Origin of the sequence: Micromonospora lacuserhaii (assembly GCF_036902735.1) — a bacterium.
In the GTDB taxonomy this organism is placed as follows: Bacteria; Actinomycetota; Actinomycetes; order Mycobacteriales; family Micromonosporaceae; genus Micromonospora.
In genome coordinates this window covers 1-18,480 of sequence record NZ_JBAKHO010000044.1, presented here as the reverse complement: position 1 = coordinate 18,480, position 18,480 = coordinate 1, and the positions used below count along the sequence as shown (strand labels likewise).

The following is an 18,480-nucleotide window of genomic DNA, read 5'->3' as shown; positions in this document are numbered from 1 at the left end:
AATCAGGACTTGGTGACCGTGCAGGTGTAGTCGGCGGTGCCGGAGCCGGAGTACGCCTCCAGGTCGAGGTAGTAGGTCGCCGACCCGGACGTGGTCCGGGTGAGGGTGACCGCCTCGTCGGCGCCGGCGCCGTCGTTCACCGACCGGGTCAGCGTGCTCCCGGCGGAGCTGAGCAGGTAGAGATCGGCGTCGTACGCGGTCGGGACGTCGCAGTTCGCGGTCAGCGTCTGTCCACTGCCGAGGGTGAGCGCGAAGTAGTCCCGGTCGGTGGTGCTCTTCATGTCACCGGTCAGGGTCAGCGGGTAGGACCTGGCGGAGATGTCGTTGGCCGCGGTCCGCGAGTCGTTCGGCTCCACCTCGGCGTAGCTCGACCCGCCCGACGGCGGCGGGGTGGTCGAGCAGTCGGTGACCGGGGTGCCGCTGTAGAGGCTGCTGCTCGGCACGCCGGCGTTCACGCTCTTGAGGTAGTAGCCGCAGGTCGGCCGGTTGGCGAAGTGGTAGGTCTGGCCGCTGGTCAGCTTCCAGATCTTGAAGTTCGAGTAGGTCAGCGGCTGCCCGGAGACGGCCACCTCCGGCTGGTGGTCGCCGAGGACGATGTACGCGCTCGGCCCGCTGAGCGTGGCCAGCCCGTTCTTGTCGATGTAGAGCGACGCGCCCTCCTCGACCCCGACCCCCCACGCCTTGCCGCCGCTGGCCAGCCCGTCCTTGATCGCCCGCGCCACGAAGGCCATCGTCCGGCCCATCCGGTCCCGGGTGACGAAGTGCGAGTCGTTGATGGTGTTGGCGTAGTTGGGCCAGCGGAACATCCCGGTGGTGAACGTCAGCGACCGGTCGTACGGGTTGGCCAGGGCGGTCGCCGAGGTGGCGCTCGCGGCGCAGGCGTCGTACACGATGTCGCTGTTGATGTGGTGCCCGGCGCTGCCGCCGCCGACCCCGCCGCCCTTGGCCACCACGGACTCCACGGAGGCCTCCAGCGCGGTGCCCTTCCAGGCCACGTAGTTGCACTGGTTGCCGCCGGCGAAGTAGACGAACTCGGCGTTGCGGATGTCGGTGTTGACCTGGGCGTCGTCACCGTCCCGGGCGGCCGTCAGGGTGAGCGTGGTGCAGGAGTTGACCCCGGCCAGCGGGCTGATCACGTCGCACTCGGGGGTGGTGGTGCCGGAGCCGGCGATGACGACCACGTCGATGGAGCCGGTACCGCCGCGGATCGCGTTGATCGCCTGGTTCATGGTGGCGGTGATGATCCCGCCCGAGCCGTTCATGGTGTACGCCGGGCCGGACCAGGCGGTCCGGCTGACGTCGGCGGCACTGCCCTGGCGGACGCGGGTGACCTGGGCCTGGGCTGCGGTCACCCCGACCGGGGCGATGGTGAGCAGGGCAGCGGCGGCGGCCACCACCGTCAGTCGGCGGGGGTTGCGGGCAGGGAACATGGGCACCTCCGAGGGGCCACGGATCGATGAAACAGAAGTTACATCTATTAAGTTCCATGCTCAATACGTAACTTCTGTTACAGCTCGATGACGGTCCTTCGCCGGAGTGTCCGGATAGCATGCGGCGATGCCGCGGGCCGTGATCCTCGACCTGTTCCACACCCTCGTCCAGGGCGCCGACGCCGAGCGCGACCGCGTCGTCGCCGAGATGGGCGCGCTGGTCGGGGTGGAACCCGCCGCGCTGGTCGCCGCGTACCACGCGACCTGGCGGGACCGGCTGGTCCGGTGGGACGTGGAGGAGACGATCGACATCCTCGCCCGACGGCTCGGCGGCACTCCCACGCCCGACGCCCTGTCCCGGGCGGGATCGCTCCGCCGCGAGTTGGCCCGCCGGGTGCTCGACTCCGTATCGCCCGCCACCCTGGACGCCCTCGACGCGCTCCGGGCCGACGGCCACCGGCTCGGACTGGTCAGCAACGCCACGTCGGAGACGGCGGAGGCGTGGCCGCGCAGCCGTCTCGCCGCCCGCCTCGACGTCGCGGTCTTCTCCTGCGAGATCGGCGTGGCGAAGCCGGACCCGGCGAGCTACCTGACGGCCACCGACCGGCTCGGTGTGGCGGCCGGCGACTGCGTGTTCGTCGGCGACGGCTCGGACGACGAACTCGCCGGGGCCGCGGCGGTCGGCATGACCGTCCTGCGCACCACCGAGCACAACGACACCGATCCGACCTGGGACGGCCCGGTGATCGCCTCCGTCACCGAGCTGCCCGCCCTGCTCGGGCCACCGCCGAACTGAGCTGCCGGCACCCCGCCCGGCGGGCAACGAACGAATGAGCGGTATGACTCCCAGTCATATTCATGACGCAGAGTCATACCGCTCGTTGTCGAACCCGCCAGCAGGACGACCCGCCGGGCAGGACGACCGCCGGCAGGCCGACCCGCCGGGCAGGCCGTCAGACCGGACGGATGCCGACCACCGCGTCGACGAACGACGTCCTCGACCCGTCCCGGTACCCGGCGAAGCCACGGCCCCGGGTCACCTCGGCGGCGAACTGCGGGTCCTTCTCGTACGACGTGCCCGACGTCGACGCGCAACCGGCCTGGTCGACCAGCCCCTCGGCGAGCCCGACCAGCGCGTAGTCGTAGAAGACGTCCTCCGAGGCGGGCACCGTGCACGGGCCGGCGGCCGGGGCCACCCGCTCCTTGCCGGCGGCGATCACCGGCTGCCAGCGCTCGGCCCGGTAGCGGTCACCCTCGGTCAGCCGGTTCCACCGCACGCCCTCGATGCCCCACACCCCACCGATGCTGGTCACCTCGGCGTGACGCAGGTCGAGCACGCTCACCCCACGCTGGCCGATCACCGTGAGCGACCGGTGCCGCGAGCCGACCCCGGTCACCTCCAGCGCGGTGTTCTCGTCCAGCCCGAAGACCCGGTCGTTGCCGGTGTCCGAGGCGAGCCGGATCGAGCGCGCCTCCCGACCGCGCCGGGAGAAGTGGGTGTCCAACAGCCCCTCGGTGAAGAAGCCGAAGCCCCCCTTGGGCAGGTAGCCGAGCACGCCCGGGTCGTCGAAGTAGCCCACCTTCGCGCCGTCGCGCAGCCCCGGCTCGGTCGAGCCACCAGTGATCATGTCCTTGCCGGCCATGATCTGCGCTCCGGCGCTGGTGCCCGCGACCACCGCGCCGGAGCGCAGCTTGCGCCGGACGGCGGCCAGCGCGGCCGAGTCCCGCTGCGCGCTGCCCCGGGTCATCGTGGTGACGTACCGGTACTGGTCGCCACCGCCGAAGAAGAAGCCGGTCATCGAGTTGATCTGCTTCACCACCGCCGAGTCGTCGGCGGCCTGCGGGTGGTCCAGGTCGATCGGGATCCACTGCGCGTCCGCGACGCCGTAGGTCTTGAAGAGCTTGGCGTAGTAGTCGCCGTTGCAGACGCTGTTGTTGCAGTCCGGGGTGTCGGCGTCCGGGTCCTCGGACGGCACCGGGGCCGCCGCGGTGAAGATGCCGATCCGGGCCTTGCCGGTGCCACCGGCCAGCCGGACGATGTCGCCGTAGATGGTCGCGTTGTCGTCGGCGAGACCACCACCGACGAGCACCAGGCTGCCGCCGGCGGGGTGGTGCGGGGACGGGGCGGCCGAGGCCGGGGCGGCGACCGCCGGCACGCTCAGCACGACCGCCGTACCCGCGCTGAGCCCAAGGGCCAGCAGGCGGTTCAAGGGCATGACTGCTCCTCACTGGAGACCGTGAGGGCGGGCCGAGGAGAAGGGTACGGCAGGGTGACCGGCGCGACAACGCCCGCACGCGTACGCCCCCTACCGATCCGTCCGCCGGGCTGACATCGTGTGACGGTGACCGGACGACCGGCCCCCGGCCAGCGGCCGTCGACCAGCCTGGGAGCGGGCCGGCGACTCTTCGCCGCCGTCGCGGTAGTCACCCTCGCGCTCGGCTCGACCGGCGCGCTGATCGCGGTGGACACCTGGCGCGCCGGGCGGGCCGCCGCCGTGGAGGAGGTCCGGCTGCGCAGCCAGACCGTCGGCGCCAACGTGTACGGCAGCCGCCTCTCACTCGTCCGGCTGCTCCAGGCGGTGGCGTCGGGGCGTACCTTCACCGGCGGCGACCCGGCTGCGATCCAGCGGCGGCTCGAATCGATCCGGGCCGACCAGCTCGGCCTCACCGGCGGCCTGGCCTGGCTCGACACCACCGGGACGGTCCGCGCGGCCGGCCGGGGCACGGTGGGCGCCCCGGCCGGCGGCGACTGGTGGTCCGAGGTGGCGGCCGGCCGCGCGGAGTGGACCACCAGCGCCGCGCTCACCTCCCCCGCGTTCACCGGGGAGGTGATGGTCTTCGCGGTGCCCACCAGCGGGCCGGACGGCGCGGTGAACGGGGTGCTGGCCGGCGGCTGGAGCATGTCGTGGATCCGCGCGGTGGCCGCCCGGCAGGCGGCCGGGATCGGGCCGGAGTTCTACGGGCCGGAGACCGACCTGCTGGTGGTGGACCGGGCCGGGCAGCTTATCGTCGGCCCCGGCGTCGACCGCACCCGGGACATCTCCGGCACCGACCTCTACCGGCGGCTGGTGGCCGGCGGGGACGCCTTCGCGAGCGGCGCCCGGGCCGAACGCGCCGGTCTCAGCGGCCGCCCCGACGAGATCGTCGGCTGGACCCGGATCGGCGGGTTCGGCGAGTACGTCGCGCTGGAACGGCCGGTGGCGGACGCGACCGCCGGGCCGGACCGGCAGCTGGCCGCCTGGCTGGCCGGGATCCTGCTGCTGGCCGGCCTGGCGCTGGTCAGCGGCGGGCTGGCCGGCCGCCGGATCGACCGGCTCACCGCGGAGCGGGACCGGCTGCACCAGGACGAGCACGACGCGGTGGTGGACCTGCAACACTGGCTGCTCACCGAGGACCTGCCGGCCGGCACGGTCGGCCGCTACCTGCCGGCGCCGTCGGTGCTCAACGCCGGCGGCGACTGGTACGACGTGATCCCGCTCGGCGGCCAGCGGCACGCCCTGCTGGTCGGCGACGTGGTCGGGCACGGCGTCAAGGCGGCGCTGGCGATGGGTCAGCTGCGCACGGCCGCCCGGGCGCTCGCCGGGCGGGTCGCCGGCCCGGGCGCGCTCCTGACCGAACTGGACCGTTTCGTCGTCGCGCTGCCCGACGTGGTCTTCGCGACAGCCGCCTGCGTGTTCGTCGACCCGGCCACCGGCACCCTCCGGTACGCCTCCGCCGGCCACCCCCCACCGCTGCTGCGGCTGGCCGACGGCACGGTGCGCCGGCTGGCGGCCACCGCCCGCCCGCTCGGGATCGGCAGCGGGGTACGAACCGACGAGGAGTTGCCGGCGCCGGCCGGCGCGATGGTGGTGCTCTACTCCGACGGCCTGGTCGAGTCGCCCGACGAGGTGATCGACGAGGGCATCGACCGGCTCGCCGGCGCGATCGGCGCGGACGGCGCCGGCAGCGACGACTGGACGGAGCAGCTGATCGCGGCGGCCCGCGGCGGACGGCCGGCCGCCGACGACATCGCCCTGCTCTGCTTCCCGCTGCCCGCGGCCCCCGGGTGGGTTCGGCCGACGGATGACGGGTACCAGCCCCCCATCCGACCGACCGCACCGGTAAGGGGCAATCGCACATGACTCATCACGACACCGCGCACCAGGACGTCGTCGACGTCCTGGTCGCCGACCACCGCGAGGTCGAGGCGATCTTCGTCGAGCTGGAGAGCCGGCAGGGCAGTGCGGAGCACCGCCGCCAACTGGCCGACGTGGTGATCGCCGAGTTGGTCCGCCACTCGGTCGCCGAGGAGGCGTACGTCTACCCGACCGTCCGCAAGGCGCTGCCGGGCGGCGAGCAGCTCGCCGAGCACGAGACCTCCGAGCACGCCGACGCGGAACGCACCATGAAGGAGCTGGAGTCGCTCGACCCGTCCGAGCCCCGCTTCGACGAGCTGCTGGCCCACCTGACCAGCACGATCCGGCACCACGTGCAGGACGAGGAGGCCGACCTGTTCCCCCGGCTGCGCGCGGCGGTGGCCCGCGAGGAGCTGGTCGAGCTGGCCGGCAAGGTGCGGACGGCGAAGAAGGCCGCCCCGACCCGGCCGCACCCGGGCGCCCCGGACCGCCCGCCGGCGAACAAGATGCTCGCAGCCGGCACCGGCCTGGTCGACCGGATGCGCGACGCGCTGAGCGGCCGACCCACCTCGATGGCAAAACTGCGGGAGAAGCAGCAGAGCTGACCAGGGGTGTCCGCTCCGGACACAGCGCTGCCGGGTCACCCGATACGGGCGACCCGGCAGCGGCAGGGCGGGTCAGCGATCCTGGTCGCCCTCACCGGTGCGCTGCTGCGCCATGTCGACGCCCTTGTCGATCTGCTCGTCGTACTTGCCGCCGGAGCGCTTGTCCGCGTAGTCGCCGGCCTTGTCGAGGCCCTGGTCGACCTGCTTGTCGTGCTTGTCGGCGAAATCCTGGGCCTTGTCCATGAAGTCACTCATGATGGTCCTCCTAGGTCGGTGTCTTCTGCGTTCCCTCGGGGTTTGGCCGCAAACACCCGTGGTCCTCGACAGGTGAGCGGAGTCCCCGACCGGGCCGGGCGTCGGGTCACCGGGTGTCGCGGCACGGCCGGTCGGGTATCGACCCCGCTGAGACGAGGAGGGTCGACGTGGTCGATGACGGATACGGGCGGACGCCCGAGCCCATTGCGAGGGCTGCCCGCCCGGGCCCGCGCCAGGCCTGGGCGGCCCTGCCCTGGCTGGTCCGTACGGCGGTGGTGTGGAGTGCCTGCCTCATCGTCGTGGTGTTCGGGCTGTACCTGCTGGGCAAGGTCGCGGTGCTGCTGGCGCCGCTGGCGATCGCGCTGGCGGTCACCCTCTTCCTCACCGCGCTGCTCGACCCGGTGCTGCTGGCCCTGCGCCGGCTGCGGGTGCCGGCCGCGCCGGCCGCCCTGCTGACCATCCTGCTGCTGCTCGGCATCCTGTGCGGCGTGGGCGCGCTGGTCTGGAACCTGACCGCCGCCCAGTTCGGCGAGTTGAGCCAGCAGCTCGACCAGGGCCTCCAGCGCAGCCGGGACTTCGTCACCGAGACCCTGCCGGTCAGCGACGCCCAGCTCGACAAGCTGATCCGCCAGGTCCGCGACGGCGTGGGTGGCGGCACCCCCGACCCGGTGGGCGGGGCGCGGACCGCGGCCGAGGTGGCCGGCTCCGCGCTGCTCGCCCTGGTGCTGCTCTTCTTCCTGCTCAAGGACGGCCGGTCGATGTGGCACTGGGTGCTACGCCGGATGACCGGCCCGAACCGGGGGGTGACCGCCGAGGCGGGTCGGGTCGGCTGGCGGACCCTCGGCGCGTACAGCCGGGGCACCATGGTGATCGCGGCGATCGACGCGATCGGCATCGGGCTGGCGCTGGTGCTGCTCCGCGTGCCGCTTGCCCTGCCGCTGGCGCTGATCACCTTCTTCGGCGGCTTCGTGCCGATCATCGGGGCCACGGTGGCCGGCGCGGTCGCGGTGCTGGTGGCCCTGGCCGCGAACGGCCCGACCACGGCGCTGCTGGTGCTGGCCGCGGTGATCGCCGTCCAGCAGATCGAGGGGAACCTGCTGGAACCGCTGATCATGAAGCGGCAGGTGCAGCTGCACCCTGCGGTGATCCTGGTCGTGGTCACCGCCGGCACGCTGATCGCCGGCATCGCCGGCGCGTTCGTGTCCGTCCCGATCGCCGCGGTCACCTACCGCGTGGTCGACACCATCCAACGCCACCGCCACCCCACCACCCCCTAACCCCCACCCCACGTTCCGCCCGCACCTGCACGGAAAGAGTGGCCATGGCGCTCTCCATGGCCACTCTTTCCGTGACAGTGCAAAGCCCCGGGGCGGGTGGGTCAGGCGGGGACGCGGAGGTGGGTGGCGAACCAGCCGGCGGCGGCGTCGGCGACCTGGTCGAGGGTGCCCGGCTCCTCGAAGAGGTGCGTCGCACCGGGCACGATCCGCAGCTCGTACGGGGCGTGCAGCTGCGCCGCGGCCTGCTCGTTCATCGTGATGACCTGCTCGTCCAGGCCGCCGACCAGCATCAGCGTCGGCGCGCGCACCCCGGACAGCGCGGTGCCGGCCAGGTCGGGGCGGCCACCCCGGGACACCACCGCCGCCACCCGATCCGGCCGCTCGGACGCCGCGACCAGGGCCGCCGCCGCACCGGTGCTCGCCCCGAACAGGCCGACTGGCAGCCGTCCGAGGGTGGGCTCGGCGCCGAGCCAGTCGACGATCCCGGCGAGCCGGTCGGCGAGCATCTTGATGTCGAAGCGCAGCTCGGCCGTGACGGCGTCGACCGCGTCCTCCTCGGGGGTGAGCAGGTCGACCAGTACGGTAGCGAGGCCGGCGCTCTGGAGCACCCCGGCCACCGCCACGTTGCGGGGGCTGTGCCGGGAGCTGCCACTGCCGTGCGCGAAGAGCACCACGCCGGTCGCGTCGTCCGGCCCGTCGATGTCGGCCGGCAGCCCGGCTGCCCCGACCGGGATGGTCACCTCTGCGCGCATACCCATGTTGCCTCCTCACCTCGTTGTCCGGTCGGCCGCGTACCCGCCGGACGGCCGCCCTCACCCGTTGCCTTGACACCGGCGACAAGGTCTAGCGTGACCGGCAGGAGCGGCCGAGGAGGTCGGATGCTGATCGGTGAGCTGGCGGAACGCGCCGGCACGAGCACCCGCACGCTGCGGTACTACGAGACGCGGGGGCTGGTGCGGCCCCGGCGCTCGGCCAACGGCTACCGGGTCTACGACGAGGCGGAGCTGCGCGTCGTCCACGAGATCCGGACGCTGCTGGCGATCGGCTTCGACCTGGACGACATCCGCCCCTTCGTGGCGTGCCTGCGGGCCGGCCACGCCTCGGGCGACGTCTGCCCCGACTCGGTCGCCGTGCTGCGCCGCAAGCTCGCCGAGGTGGACGCGTACCTCGACCGGCTGGGCGCGGTCCGGCGGCAGCTGCACCACCAACTCGCCCAGGCCATCGCAGACCGGGAGGAAACATGCTTCAGGAGACGGCAGACGGAGCGTTGACCGTCGTCACGGACGCCACCTTCGCCGACACGGTGCTGGCCGCCGACCGTCCGGTGGTGGTCGACTTCTGGGCCGACTGGTGCCCGCCCTGCGTGGCGGTCTCCCGGAGCCTCGCCGAGCTGGCCGGAGAGTTCGGCGACCGGCTGCTGGTGGCCACCCTGAACGCCGACGAGAACCCGGGCACCACCCGGGCGTACCAGGTGATGTCGATGCCGACCCTGCTGGTGTTCCGCGCCGGCGAGGTGGTCGGCTCGATCGTCGGTTCGCGGCCGAAGAGCCACCTGCGGCTGAGCTTCGCCCGACACCTGGAGGGGTGACGTCGTTTGCGTCCGGGGCGATCGGGAAGGCGCGGGGTGACCTCAGCACCGGCGCAGCCGCGCCCCGACGGATCGCGAGGATCGCCATGGCCGAGCGGAAGACGTCCCAGCAGACCCAGACCGCCGAGCAGGAACGCCGCGAACAGGACGCCGAGCGCGGCCGGGACTGGGCGGACGAGGCGGCGCAGGCGCGCACCCCGGAGGACCCACGCGCGGTCAGCCCGCGCGACGCCGCGGGCCGGCCCTCCAACGGCCCCCAGTTCTGACCCGACGGGTCCCTTCTTGGTCGATCACGAGGTCGGCGGCGGTCGCCGCCGACCTCGTGGTCGTCAGGGGCGGTTCTCCGGGAGGCGCAGCAGCGGAGCGCGGCCGGGCGGTTGCTCCGGGGACGGCCCGATCGCCTGCGCCGGGGGCACCGGAACGGTGACCGGCAGGGCGGACGTCACCTTGATCCTCTCCCCGTGGTGGCGCAGCTCGAGGACCGTCTCCGGCCCGCCGTTGCGCAGCGAGTACGTGGTCTGGTGCGGCCGGACGTCCACCCGCAGCCGCAGGCCCCGCCACTGCAACGAGAACTCCAACCGGCTGAGCCGGCTGGACAGCCGCGGCGAGAACGACAGCGTCCCGTCGTGGTCGCGCAGCCCGCCGAAGCCCGCCACCAGCGCGATCCAGGCACCCGCGAGCGAGGCCATGTGCACGCCGTCGCGGGTGTTCTCGTTCAGGTCGTGCAGGTCCATCAGCGCGGCCTCGCGCAGGTAGCTGTGGGCCAGCTCCGGGTGGCCCACCTCGGCCGCCATCACCGCCTGGGTGCAGGCGGAGAGGGAGGAGTCCCGGACGGTGCGGCGCTCGTAGTAGAGGAAGTTGCGGACCTTCTCGGCGCCGGTGAACGCGTCACCGCGCCAGTGCATGGCGAGCACCAGGTCCGCCTGCTTGACCGCCTGCTTGCGGTACAGGTCGAAGTACGGGTAGTGCAGCAGCAGCGGGTACTTCTCCGGCGGGGTGTGCTCGAAGTCCCACTCCTGCAACCGGGTGAAGCCCTCCACCTGCTCGTGGACGTCCAGCCCCTCGTCGTACGGGACGTGCATGTCGTTCGCCGCGTCCCGCCACTCGGCGGCCTCCTCCTCGGTCACCCCGAGGTCGAGCGCCTGGTCGCGGTGGCGCATCGCGCACTCGGCGGCGGTGACCAGGTTCCGCTGCGCCATCAGGTTGGTGTAGATGTTGTCGTTCTTGACCGCGGTGTACTCGTCCGGGCCGGTCACCCCGTCGATGTGGAACCGGCCGCGCCGGTCGTGGTGCCCGAGTGAGCGCCAGAGCCGGGCGGTCTCCACCAGCAGTTCCAGGCCGATGTCCCGTTCCAGCTGCTCGTCCCCGGTGACCAGCACGTACCGGCGCAGCGCGTCGGCGACGTCGGCGGCGATGTGGAAGGCGGCGGTGCCGGCCGGCCAGTACGCCGAGGACTCCGGGCCCTCGATGGTCCGCCAGGGGAAGGCGGCGCCCTGGAGGTTCAGGGTGCGGGCCCGCTCCCGCGCCTGCTCCAGCGTGGCGTGCCGCCAGTGCAGCGCGTCCCGGACGGCGGTCGGCTGGGTGTACGTGAGCACCGGCAGCACGAACATCTCGGTGTCCCAGAAGGCGTGCCCGTCGTACCCGGGGCCGGTCAGCCCCTTCGCGGAGATCGGCCGCCGCTCGGCCCGCGCGCCGGCCTGGAGCACGTGGAACAGCCCGAACCGGACCGCCTGCTGCACCTCCGGGTCGCCCTCCACCCGCACGTCGGCGGCGTCCCAGAACTCGTCGAGGTAGGTCCGCTGCTCCCGGTGCAGCCCCTCCCAGCCGTCCAGCCGGGCCGCGGCCAGCGCCGCGCCGACCTGGTCGCGCAGCGCCGGCAGCGACCGGCGGCTGGACCAGCCGTACGTCAGGTACTTGACCACCCGCAGCGTCTCGCCGGGCTTGAGCACGCACCCGACGGTGGTGCGCACCCAGTCCTCGTAGCCCTCGGACTCGATGGTGGCCTTCTCCGGCGCGTGCACGTCGTGGCCCATGATCGCGGCCACCCGCAGCCCGCTGACCTTGGTGCGGTGAATGAGCAGCCCACCGTCGTCGGTGGTCAGCTCCTCCTCGGCCTGCAACGGGGACTCCAGCACCGCCGCGACCCGCGGGTCACGGCTCTGCGCCGGCAGGGTCTCGTTGGCGACCAGCTCCGACTGGAGGATAAGCCGCAGCGGCCCGTTGACCGCCTCCACCTCGTAGTGGATCGCGGCGACCGCCCGCTGGGTGAAGGAGACCAGCCGGGTGCTGCGTACCTTGACCTCGCTCCCGGCCGGGGAGCGCCAGTGCATCTCCCGGTGCAGGGTGCCGGCGCGCAGGTCGAGGATCCGCTCGTGGGCGAGGAGTTCGCCGTACCGGAGGTCGAGCGGTTCGTCGTCGACCAGCAGCCGGATCAGCTTGCCGTTGGTGACGTTGACGATGGTCTGGCCCGACTCGGGGAAGCCGAAGCCGGCCTCGGCGTACGGCAGCGGGCGCAGCTCGTAGAAGGAGTTGAGGTAGGTGCCGGGCAGGCCGTGTGGTTCCCCCTCGTCGAGGTTGCCGCGCAGCCCGATGTGGCCGTTGGAGAGCGCGAAGACCGACTCCGACTGGGCGAGGACATCCATGTCGAGCCGGGTCTCCCGGATGTGCCAGGGCTCGACCGGATAGGCGCGTTCGCGGATCATGAGGTCGACCCCTTCAACAGGTCGGCGAGGTCGGTGACCACGACGTCCGCGCCGTGCGCGCGCAGCTCGTCGGCCTGACCGACCCGGTCGACGCCGATCACGTACCCGAATCCGCCGGCCCGGCCGGCCTCGACGCCGGCGAGGGCGTCCTCGAAGACGGCGGCGTTCGCCGGCTCGACGCCGAGCAGCTTCGCCCCGGCCAGGAAGGTGTCCGGGTGGGGCTTGCCGCGCAGCCCCTCGGCCCGGGCCAGCAGGCCGTCGACCCGCGCCTCCAGCAGCGGTTCCAGCCCGGCGGAGGCCACCACGTCGCGGCAGTTGGCGCTGGCCGAGACCACCGCCCGGCGCAGCCCGCCGGCGACCGCCGCCCGCAGGTAGCTCACCGAGCCGGGGTAGACCTCGACGCCGTCGCGGTGGATCCGCTCCAGCAGGACGACGTTCTTGCGGTTGCCGACGCCGTTGACGGTGTCGGCGTCCGGCGGGTCGTCGTGGCTCCCCTCGGGCAGGACGATGCCGCGCGAGGCGAGGAAGGTGCGCACCCCGTCGGCCCGGGGGCGGCCGTCGACGTACCGGTTGTAGTCCGGCCCGGGGTCGAAGGGGCGGAACGGCTCACCGGTGGCCGCGGCACGCCGGCGCAGGAAGTCGTCGAAGGTCTGCTTCCAGGCGGCGTTGTGCACCCTGGCGGTCTGCGTCAGCACACCGTCCAGATCGAAGAGACACGCGGTCACATGAGCGGGTAGACCCAGCACGGTACGAATCTATCCATCGGACCGGCCGGGCAAACCGGATTCGGCTGCGGCGCGTGTGTCAGCGGTGGGGGCGCAGCGTCCAGACCACGGTCATCGTGCCGGTGACGGTGCCGTCCTCGGTGCCGATCTCGACCTCGACCGGGAACTCGGGCCGCTGGCCGGCGTCCAGCTCGGCGATCACCTCGGCGGGGGCCCGACCGAGCCGCGCGGTGGCCCGTACCGGCCCCATGGCCAGCTTCCGGTAGGCGATGTCGGCCCGGACGGCGAGCGGGACGGCCCGGTCGAGCAGGTGCCCGAACGCGGCCATCACCACCGTGCCGGACGCCGTCTCGCCGAGGGTGAACATGGCGCCGGCGTGCGGGCCGCCGACGTGGTTGTGGGTGGCCGGGGTGTCGGGCAGCCGGACGACCGCCCGGACGCCGCCTTCCGCCTCCGGCGCGACCTCGACGAACTCGAAGCCGAGAGTACGGGCGAACGGGACGGCCTGGAGCATTCCGGCCGCCACCTGGCGCGAGTCGATGGACATGCCCCGACGTTACTAGTCGGTAACTACTCGGGCAAGGACCAGCAGGGCAAGGCCGACCTGCTCAGCGCCAGCCGACGTCGATCCGGTCGCCGCGCTCGTCGAAGAAGTGCAGCGCGTCCATCCGCACCGCCACGGACATCGGGTGGCCCGCCGAGATCGCCGGGTACGGGGCCAGCCGAACCGCCAGCTCGGCCGGGCGGCGGTGGTGCCGGCCCGGGTCGCTCAGCACACTCGTCCGGTTGCCGCCGCCGGACGCCACCGGCTCCGCCGCAGCCTCGCCGGCCCGCCCGGTCAGCCGCTGCACCACCTGTCCGAAGCGGCCGATGCCCCGCTGGCCGGTGTCGGCGCCCTCCGCCGGGGTGCCCATCTCGTCCACCACGATCGCCGTGGCGCCGATGTCGAGGAAGGCCAGCGACTCGTGCCCGTGGTGCTCCAGGTAGCGGACCCGGCCCTGGAGCACGTCGCCCTGGGTGTCCGGGGCCACCGGGGTCAACGCCTCGGCCCGCATCCCGACCACGATCCGCTCGCCGTGGTAGTGCGCCACCGCCCGGGTACGGATGTCGTCCCAGGGCAGGTAGAGCGCCTGCTCGCCGAGGGTCAGCGTGACGTACCGGTCGAGGTGGACGTAGACCGACGCCTCCAGCAGGTTCATCCGGGGGCTGCCGAGGAACGCGGCGACGTAGAGGGTGGCCGGCCGGCCGTACACCTGGGTCGGGGTGCCCACGTCCTGGAGCACGCCCTTGCGCATGATGGCGACCCGGTCGGCCATGGTCAGCGCCTCGGCCTGGTCGTGCGTGACGTAGATGGTGGTGACACCTAGCTCCCGGGTCAGCCCGGAGATCTCCGCGCGCAACTCGGCGCGGAGGCCGCTGTCCAGGTTGGAGAGGGGCTCGTCCATCAGGAACAGGCCGGGCCGGCGCACTATCGCCCGGCCCATCGCCACCCGCTGCCGCTGGCCGCCGGAGAGCTGGCTCGGCTTGCGCGCCAGCACGTCCCCTATCCCCAGCGCGCTGGCCACGTCCTGGACCCGCTCGCCGCGCGGGGCCGGCTCGACGCCGGCCAGCCGCAGCGGAAAGGCGATGTTGTCGCCGACGCTCATGTGCGGGTAGAGCGCGAAGTCCTGGAAGACCATGGCGATCTTCCGCTCGCGCGGTGGCAGGTCGTTGGCCACCTCGCCGTCGAGCATCACCGCGCCGGAGCTCGGGTCCTCCAGGCCGGCCACCATCCGCAGCACGGTGGACTTCCCGCAGCCGGACGGCCCCAGCAGCACCATGAACTCGCCGTCGTTGACGTCCAGATTGACGCTGTCGACCGCGAGCGTCCCGTCCTGGAACACCTTGGTGACATCCTTGAGTGCGACGGTGGTCACCGTCTCCTCCCCCAGCTCGCCGAAACCCCGCTTGACTGTGACGAGCATCATCCGATTAGCACATCGGGTAAACGTGCCATGTTCGACTCGTGACAGCGCTATTACGGCCCAGCGTGGCCGCGCCGGTCAGCTCGGGTCGTCGAGGAAGATCCGGCGGACCACCCGCTCCGCGGCGTGCCCGTCGTCCAGCGCGCAGAACCGCTCCCGGAACAGCCGCCGCCGCAGCGCCGCCGGTTCGCCGTCGACCTCCCCGCTGCGGAAGACCTCGCACAGCTCGTCGAAGGTGAGCGCCACCGCGCCCGGCGGCTCGGCGGTCACGTCGAAGTAGACGCCCCTGGCCAGCTGGTACGCGTCCCGGTCCGGGGCGTAGACCACGATCGGCCGGTCCAGCACCGCGTAGTCGAACATCGCGGACGAGTAGTCGGTGACCAGCACGTCCGCGGCGAGGTAAAGGTCCTCCACGCTGGGATGGTCGCTGACGTCCACGGTCCGCCCGAGCGTACGCCGCAGCATCCGGCCGCTCCGGTCGTGGAAGTAGTGGCTGCGCACCAGCAGCCGGCCGGTCGGCCCGAGCGCCGCCAGCAGCTGTTCCGGCACGAACGGCGGCCGGTAGTGCGGCAGGTGCTCGCGGTGCGTCGGCGCGTACAGCACCACCCGATCGTCTGCGGCGATGCCGAGCCGGTCCCGCACCGCCCGGACCTCCTCGGCGGTGGCGGTGGCCAACCGGTCGTTGCGCGGGTAGCCCACCTCCAGCCGGACGTAGTCCGCCGGGTACGCCCGGTCCCACATCTGCGTCGAGAAGCTGTTCGAGGTGATGCTGTAGTCCCAGCGGTCCACCCGGCGCAGCAGCCCGGCGAAGTCCATCCCGTCCGCGCCCAACGGATAGCGCTGCTGGTCCAGCCCCATCACCTTGACCGGCGTGCCGTGGTGGGTCTGCACGTGCGTCGAGCCGGACCGCTTCCGGACGAAGTCCGGGAAGTTGACGTTGTTGACCAGCCAGCGCGCCCGGGCCAGGGCGCGGTAGTAGGCGCGGGTACCGGCCACCACGTACTCGACGCCGGGCGGCAGCGTGTCGACCCTGTCCCGCCGGACGATCCACACCCCGCGTACCTGGGGGGCGAGCCGGCGGGCCGCCTCGTGGATGGCGGCCGGGTTGCAGGCGTACCCCCGGTACCAGTACGCGGCGTAGACCGCCAGCGTCGGGTCCAACGGGCGGCGCAGCTCGGCCAGGTAGTACTCGCGCAGCACCGCATCCCGGCCCAGCCGGGCGGCCCGCCGGACGACCGGCCGGACCCGTCGGGCCGCCTTCCGGGCCGTGTTCCGGGCCCGACTCGCGTCGTGCAGCGCGTTGAAGGCGCGCCAGCGGCCCGCCCCGACCAGCCGGTGCTTGAGCCCCTCCAGCCCGGGTGGGGCCGGATAGCCACCGGGCGGCAGGAAGCGCCGGTAGTCGGCGGTGATCCGTTCGAAGAAGGCCGGGCGCAGCCCCGGGGCGAGCCGCTCGCCGTTGCCGAGGACCGTCAGGTAGTGCCAGATCATCCGCTCGAAGACGGCGGGACGCAGCTCCTCCGCCCGGCCGTCCCACTCGTCCAGCAGCCGGAACACCCGGTGCCACTGTTCGAAGACCTCGAAGTGCCGGTCGCCGCGGGTCCGGGTGATCGCCCCGTGCCGCCGCTGCCGGTAGTTGACGCAGACCCGGTCCAGCACGCCGATCCGCTCGGCCGCCAGCATCACCGGATAGCTGAACGAGACGTCCTCGTACCAGCCGGGAGCGAAGCGCAGCCCGAGGTCGACCAGGAACTCCCGGCGAACCACCCGGTTCCATGCGGTGTGCAGCAGGTGCATCACCTCGGGCCGCTCGCGCGGGCCGAACGTGACCTCACCCGGCGGCTCCGGGAAGACCTGGCGCATGACACTGCGGGTGGGGCGGTCGTCCCAGTGCCGGCGGACGTGGTCGACGACCAGCACGTCGGGGCGGGTGACGAGGAGGCGGTCCGCCACCTCGGCCAGGCAGTCCGGCGCCAGCCAGTCGTCACCGTCGACGAACCAGACGTACTCGCCGGCGGCCAGGTCCAGGCCGGCGTTGCGGGCCGCGCCGAGCCCGACGTTCTCGGCCAGCCGCAGCGACCGGACCCGGGCGTCGCGGGCGGCGTACTCGTCGAGGATCTCGCCGCAGTCGTCCGGCGAGGCGTCGTCGACGCCGATCACCTCGATGTCGGCGAACGACTGGTCGAGCAGGGAGTCCAGGCATTCGCGCAGGTAGCCCTGCACGCCATAGGCGGGCACGACGAAGCTGATCAGCGTCATCCCCACCGCCTGTCCGCCGACCGGGCCGGCAGGACGACCCAGGCCAGGACGACACTCGCCACGAAAACCGCCAGAAGGTACGCACCGAGTGTAACCATCCCGATACCCGTGGCACCGGCTATCGCCGCCAGAGCCAGCAGCGCCGAACGCCCCTCCCACCCCCCGGTCCACCGGTGCAGCGGCGGGGCGGCCTGCCGCTTCTCCAGCCTGGCGGTCAGGTCGTAGTGGTGCAGGGCGAGCACGAGGAGGTATCCGAAGAGCAGCCACGGCGGCACGCCACCGACCACCCCCACGGCGATCGCGAAGAGGTACTCCCCGGCCCGCAGCACCGCCGGCACCAGCCAGTCCAGCGGCCCGCGGTGCGCCGCGCCCGCCCCGAGGCCGCCGACCAGCAGCACCAGCAGCGCCACCGGCACCCCCGGGCGCAGCCCACCCGGATCGCCACCGCCGAGCCGGAGCAGCGCCGCGACCAGCAACGCCGCCGCGCCGAGCGCCCCGATCGCGGCCAGCGCCAGCGGCCCCGGCCGCCGGAGCGCCGGCAGAAGGGCGGCCAGCGGACCGTCGTCGCGGTGCAGCGTCGCGTCGACCGTCTCCAGCACCGACACCCGCAGCCAACGGGCCCGCAGGGTACGCAGCCCGGCCGTGTACGCGAAGGCCAACGTCCCCCAGACCAGCACCGCGACCAGGGCGACCCGCTGGTCGAAGAGCGCCACGGTCAGCGCGATCAACGCCCACCGCTCGCCGATCGGGAAGACCACCGTCCGCTTCAGCCAGTACGACGGCGAACCGGGCGCCGCCTGCACCCGGGTCGACGCCGCGTCCAGCCGGACCCCGACCCGACCGCCGGCGGGTTCGGGCCGGGGTCGGCGGATCGCCTCGTCGTGCAGCGCGCCGTACCAGGTGTCGGTCATGTGCCGGGTCGTCTGGAGGGTCAGCGCGGCGATGGCCAGCGCCCAGCCGTACCGGATGCCGGCGTGGGTGGCGCCGACGGCCAGGCCGGCGTAGACCAGGTACTCCTTGGCCCGGTCGGCCATGGTGTCCAGCCAGCCGCCCCAGGCGCTGAAGTGCCGGGTGTAGCGGGCCAGCTGGCCGTCCACGCAGTCCAGCACGAAGCCGAGGTAGAGCAGGACCGCCCCGACCACCAGCGCGGGCCGCCCGCCGACGGCGAAGAGCACCGCCGCGCCGACCGCCAGCAGCACCGAGAGCAGGGTGACCGCGGACGGGCCGAGCCCGAGCCGGGCCGCCGCCCGGGTCAGCTGGACCGACCAGGTGCTGACGGCGTACGTGGCGAAGAGGTCGTCCCGCTCCTTGACCGCGAGGCGCAGCTCCGCCCGGTCCTCGTCGACCGCGGCCACCGCCGCCTCGGCCTCGGCCAGCTCGTCGGGGTCGGCGACCCGGCGCGCGACGAGCAGGCGTACCCGCTGGGCGGAGACCGGGGTGCCGCGGGCGGTGAGGGCGGCGACCAGCCGGTCCACGGCGGGCCCGACCGCCGGCCCCCCGGCGACCGCTGACGCTGCTGCCGGCGCCGGCCCCGCGGTCGGCGAGGCGGCGGCGAGGGCGGCG

Annotated in this window: 17 protein-coding genes; 7 read left to right on the top strand and 10 right to left on the bottom strand. The window is 73.2% G+C overall.

What is annotated here, in order from left to right; genetic code table 11:
- Positions 1–2 precede the first annotated feature (2 nt).
- Positions 3–1,430: a hypothetical protein gene (locus tag V6U81_RS22600; RefSeq protein ID WP_334491901.1), complete on the bottom strand. Its 1,428-nt coding sequence runs from the start codon at positions 1,428–1,430 to the stop codon at positions 3–5.
- A 127-nt stretch (positions 1,431–1,557) separates the two neighbouring features.
- Between V6U81_RS22600 and V6U81_RS22595 the strand changes: the two genes are divergently transcribed.
- Positions 1,558–2,226 carry an HAD family hydrolase gene (locus V6U81_RS22595; protein ID WP_334491900.1) on the top strand — a complete coding sequence of 223 codons (669 nt, stop codon included), beginning with the start codon at positions 1,558–1,560 and terminating at the stop codon, positions 2,224–2,226.
- Positions 2,227–2,383: 157 nt separating this feature from the next.
- On the opposite strand, the gene V6U81_RS22590 is transcribed toward V6U81_RS22595, so the two are convergent.
- Positions 2,384–3,646, bottom strand: coding sequence for a cyanophycinase (locus tag V6U81_RS22590; protein WP_334491899.1), 1,263 nt, complete (start codon positions 3,644–3,646; stop codon positions 2,384–2,386).
- 126 nt (positions 3,647–3,772) lie between these two features.
- Here V6U81_RS22590 and V6U81_RS22585 point away from each other — a divergent pair, with 126 nt between their 5' ends.
- The gene (locus tag V6U81_RS22585; RefSeq protein WP_334491898.1) at positions 3,773–5,551 is read left to right on the top strand and encodes a SpoIIE family protein phosphatase; all 1,779 of its coding nucleotides are present in this window, start codon (positions 3,773–3,775) and stop codon (positions 5,549–5,551) included.
- On the top strand, positions 5,548–6,150 hold the full coding sequence (locus tag V6U81_RS22580) for a hemerythrin domain-containing protein (RefSeq protein ID WP_334491897.1): 603 nt from the start codon (positions 5,548–5,550) through the stop codon (positions 6,148–6,150). The genes V6U81_RS22585 and V6U81_RS22580 overlap by 4 nt, the downstream gene beginning before the upstream one ends.
- 72 nt (positions 6,151–6,222) lie before the next feature.
- On the opposite strand, the gene V6U81_RS22575 is transcribed toward V6U81_RS22580, so the two are convergent.
- Positions 6,223–6,405 carry an antitoxin gene (locus V6U81_RS22575; RefSeq protein ID WP_334491896.1) on the bottom strand — a complete coding sequence of 61 codons (183 nt, stop codon included), beginning with the start codon at positions 6,403–6,405 and terminating at the stop codon, positions 6,223–6,225.
- A 167-nt stretch (positions 6,406–6,572) separates the two neighbouring features.
- Between V6U81_RS22575 and V6U81_RS22570 the strand changes: the two genes are divergently transcribed.
- Positions 6,573–7,682, top strand: a complete 1,110-nt coding sequence (locus V6U81_RS22570; protein WP_334491895.1) for an AI-2E family transporter — start codon at positions 6,573–6,575, stop codon at positions 7,680–7,682.
- 101 nt (positions 7,683–7,783) lie between these two features.
- Here the strand turns inward: V6U81_RS22570 and V6U81_RS22565 are convergent, their stop codons facing one another.
- The gene (locus V6U81_RS22565) at positions 7,784–8,440 is read right to left on the bottom strand and encodes a dienelactone hydrolase family protein (protein WP_334491894.1); all 657 of its coding nucleotides are present in this window, start codon (positions 8,438–8,440) and stop codon (positions 7,784–7,786) included.
- A 120-nt stretch (positions 8,441–8,560) separates the two neighbouring features.
- Between V6U81_RS22565 and V6U81_RS22560 the strand changes: the two genes are divergently transcribed.
- The 3 genes from V6U81_RS22560 (at position 8,561) to V6U81_RS22550 (ending at position 9,536) form a co-directional block, all read left to right on the top strand.
- Complete coding sequence (locus V6U81_RS22560) at positions 8,561–8,953, top strand: MerR family transcriptional regulator (protein WP_334491893.1); 393 nt, start codon at positions 8,561–8,563, stop codon at positions 8,951–8,953.
- Entirely contained in the window at positions 8,950–9,270 is a 321-nt protein-coding gene (locus V6U81_RS22555) for a thioredoxin family protein (RefSeq protein ID WP_420884063.1), read from the top strand. Before V6U81_RS22560 ends, V6U81_RS22555 begins: the two co-directional genes overlap by 4 nt.
- Before the next feature lie 86 nt (positions 9,271–9,356).
- Complete coding sequence (locus V6U81_RS22550) at positions 9,357–9,536, top strand: hypothetical protein (protein WP_334491891.1); 180 nt, start codon at positions 9,357–9,359, stop codon at positions 9,534–9,536.
- 63 nt (positions 9,537–9,599) lie between these two features.
- Here the strand turns inward: V6U81_RS22550 and V6U81_RS22545 are convergent, their stop codons facing one another.
- From V6U81_RS22545 to V6U81_RS22520, 6 genes are all read right to left on the bottom strand, one after another.
- On the bottom strand, positions 9,600–11,972 hold the full coding sequence (locus V6U81_RS22545; RefSeq protein ID WP_334491890.1) for a glycoside hydrolase family 65 protein: 2,373 nt from the start codon (positions 11,970–11,972) through the stop codon (positions 9,600–9,602).
- On the bottom strand, positions 11,969–12,718 hold the full coding sequence (locus tag V6U81_RS22540; protein ID WP_334491889.1) for an HAD family hydrolase: 750 nt from the start codon (positions 12,716–12,718) through the stop codon (positions 11,969–11,971). The genes V6U81_RS22545 and V6U81_RS22540 overlap by 4 nt, the downstream gene beginning before the upstream one ends.
- 58 nt (positions 12,719–12,776) lie before the next feature.
- Positions 12,777–13,244: a DUF4442 domain-containing protein gene (locus tag V6U81_RS22535; RefSeq protein WP_334491888.1), complete on the bottom strand. Its 468-nt coding sequence runs from the start codon at positions 13,242–13,244 to the stop codon at positions 12,777–12,779.
- Positions 13,245–13,305: 61 nt separating this feature from the next.
- Positions 13,306–14,664: an ABC transporter ATP-binding protein gene (locus V6U81_RS22530; protein ID WP_334491887.1), complete on the bottom strand. Its 1,359-nt coding sequence runs from the start codon at positions 14,662–14,664 to the stop codon at positions 13,306–13,308.
- 75 nt (positions 14,665–14,739) lie between these two features.
- Positions 14,740–16,917, bottom strand: coding sequence for a bifunctional glycosyltransferase/CDP-glycerol:glycerophosphate glycerophosphotransferase (locus V6U81_RS22525; protein WP_334491886.1), 2,178 nt, complete (start codon positions 16,915–16,917; stop codon positions 14,740–14,742).
- Positions 16,914–18,480: DUF5941 domain-containing protein (locus V6U81_RS22520; RefSeq protein WP_334491884.1), on the bottom strand; the 1,567-nt coding region annotated here is incomplete at its 5' end. The genes V6U81_RS22525 and V6U81_RS22520, both read right to left, overlap by 4 nt.

Coding starts and splice junctions, on each gene's coding strand:
- V6U81_RS22600 (WP_334491901.1), bottom strand. CDS start 1,430: ATGTTCCCTGCCCGCAACCCCCGCCGACTGACGGTGGTGGCCGCCGCC.
- V6U81_RS22595 (WP_334491900.1), top strand. CDS start 1,558: ATGCCGCGGGCCGTGATCCTCGACCTGTTCCACACCCTCGTCCAGGGC.
- V6U81_RS22590 (WP_334491899.1), bottom strand. CDS start 3,646: ATGCCCTTGAACCGCCTGCTGGCCCTTGGGCTCAGCGCGGGTACGGCG.
- V6U81_RS22580 (WP_334491897.1), top strand. CDS start 5,548: ATGACTCATCACGACACCGCGCACCAGGACGTCGTCGACGTCCTGGTC.
- V6U81_RS22575 (WP_334491896.1), bottom strand. CDS start 6,405: ATGAGTGACTTCATGGACAAGGCCCAGGATTTCGCCGACAAGCACGAC.
- V6U81_RS22565 (WP_334491894.1), bottom strand. CDS start 8,440: ATGGGTATGCGCGCAGAGGTGACCATCCCGGTCGGGGCAGCCGGGCTG.
- V6U81_RS22560 (WP_334491893.1), top strand. CDS start 8,561: ATGCTGATCGGTGAGCTGGCGGAACGCGCCGGCACGAGCACCCGCACG.
- V6U81_RS22550 (WP_334491891.1), top strand. CDS start 9,357: ATGGCCGAGCGGAAGACGTCCCAGCAGACCCAGACCGCCGAGCAGGAA.
- V6U81_RS22545 (WP_334491890.1), bottom strand. CDS start 11,972: ATGATCCGCGAACGCGCCTATCCGGTCGAGCCCTGGCACATCCGGGAG.
- V6U81_RS22535 (WP_334491888.1), bottom strand. CDS start 13,244: ATGTCCATCGACTCGCGCCAGGTGGCGGCCGGAATGCTCCAGGCCGTC.
- V6U81_RS22530 (WP_334491887.1), bottom strand. CDS start 14,664: ATGATGCTCGTCACAGTCAAGCGGGGTTTCGGCGAGCTGGGGGAGGAG.
- V6U81_RS22525 (WP_334491886.1), bottom strand. CDS start 16,917: ATGACGCTGATCAGCTTCGTCGTGCCCGCCTATGGCGTGCAGGGCTAC.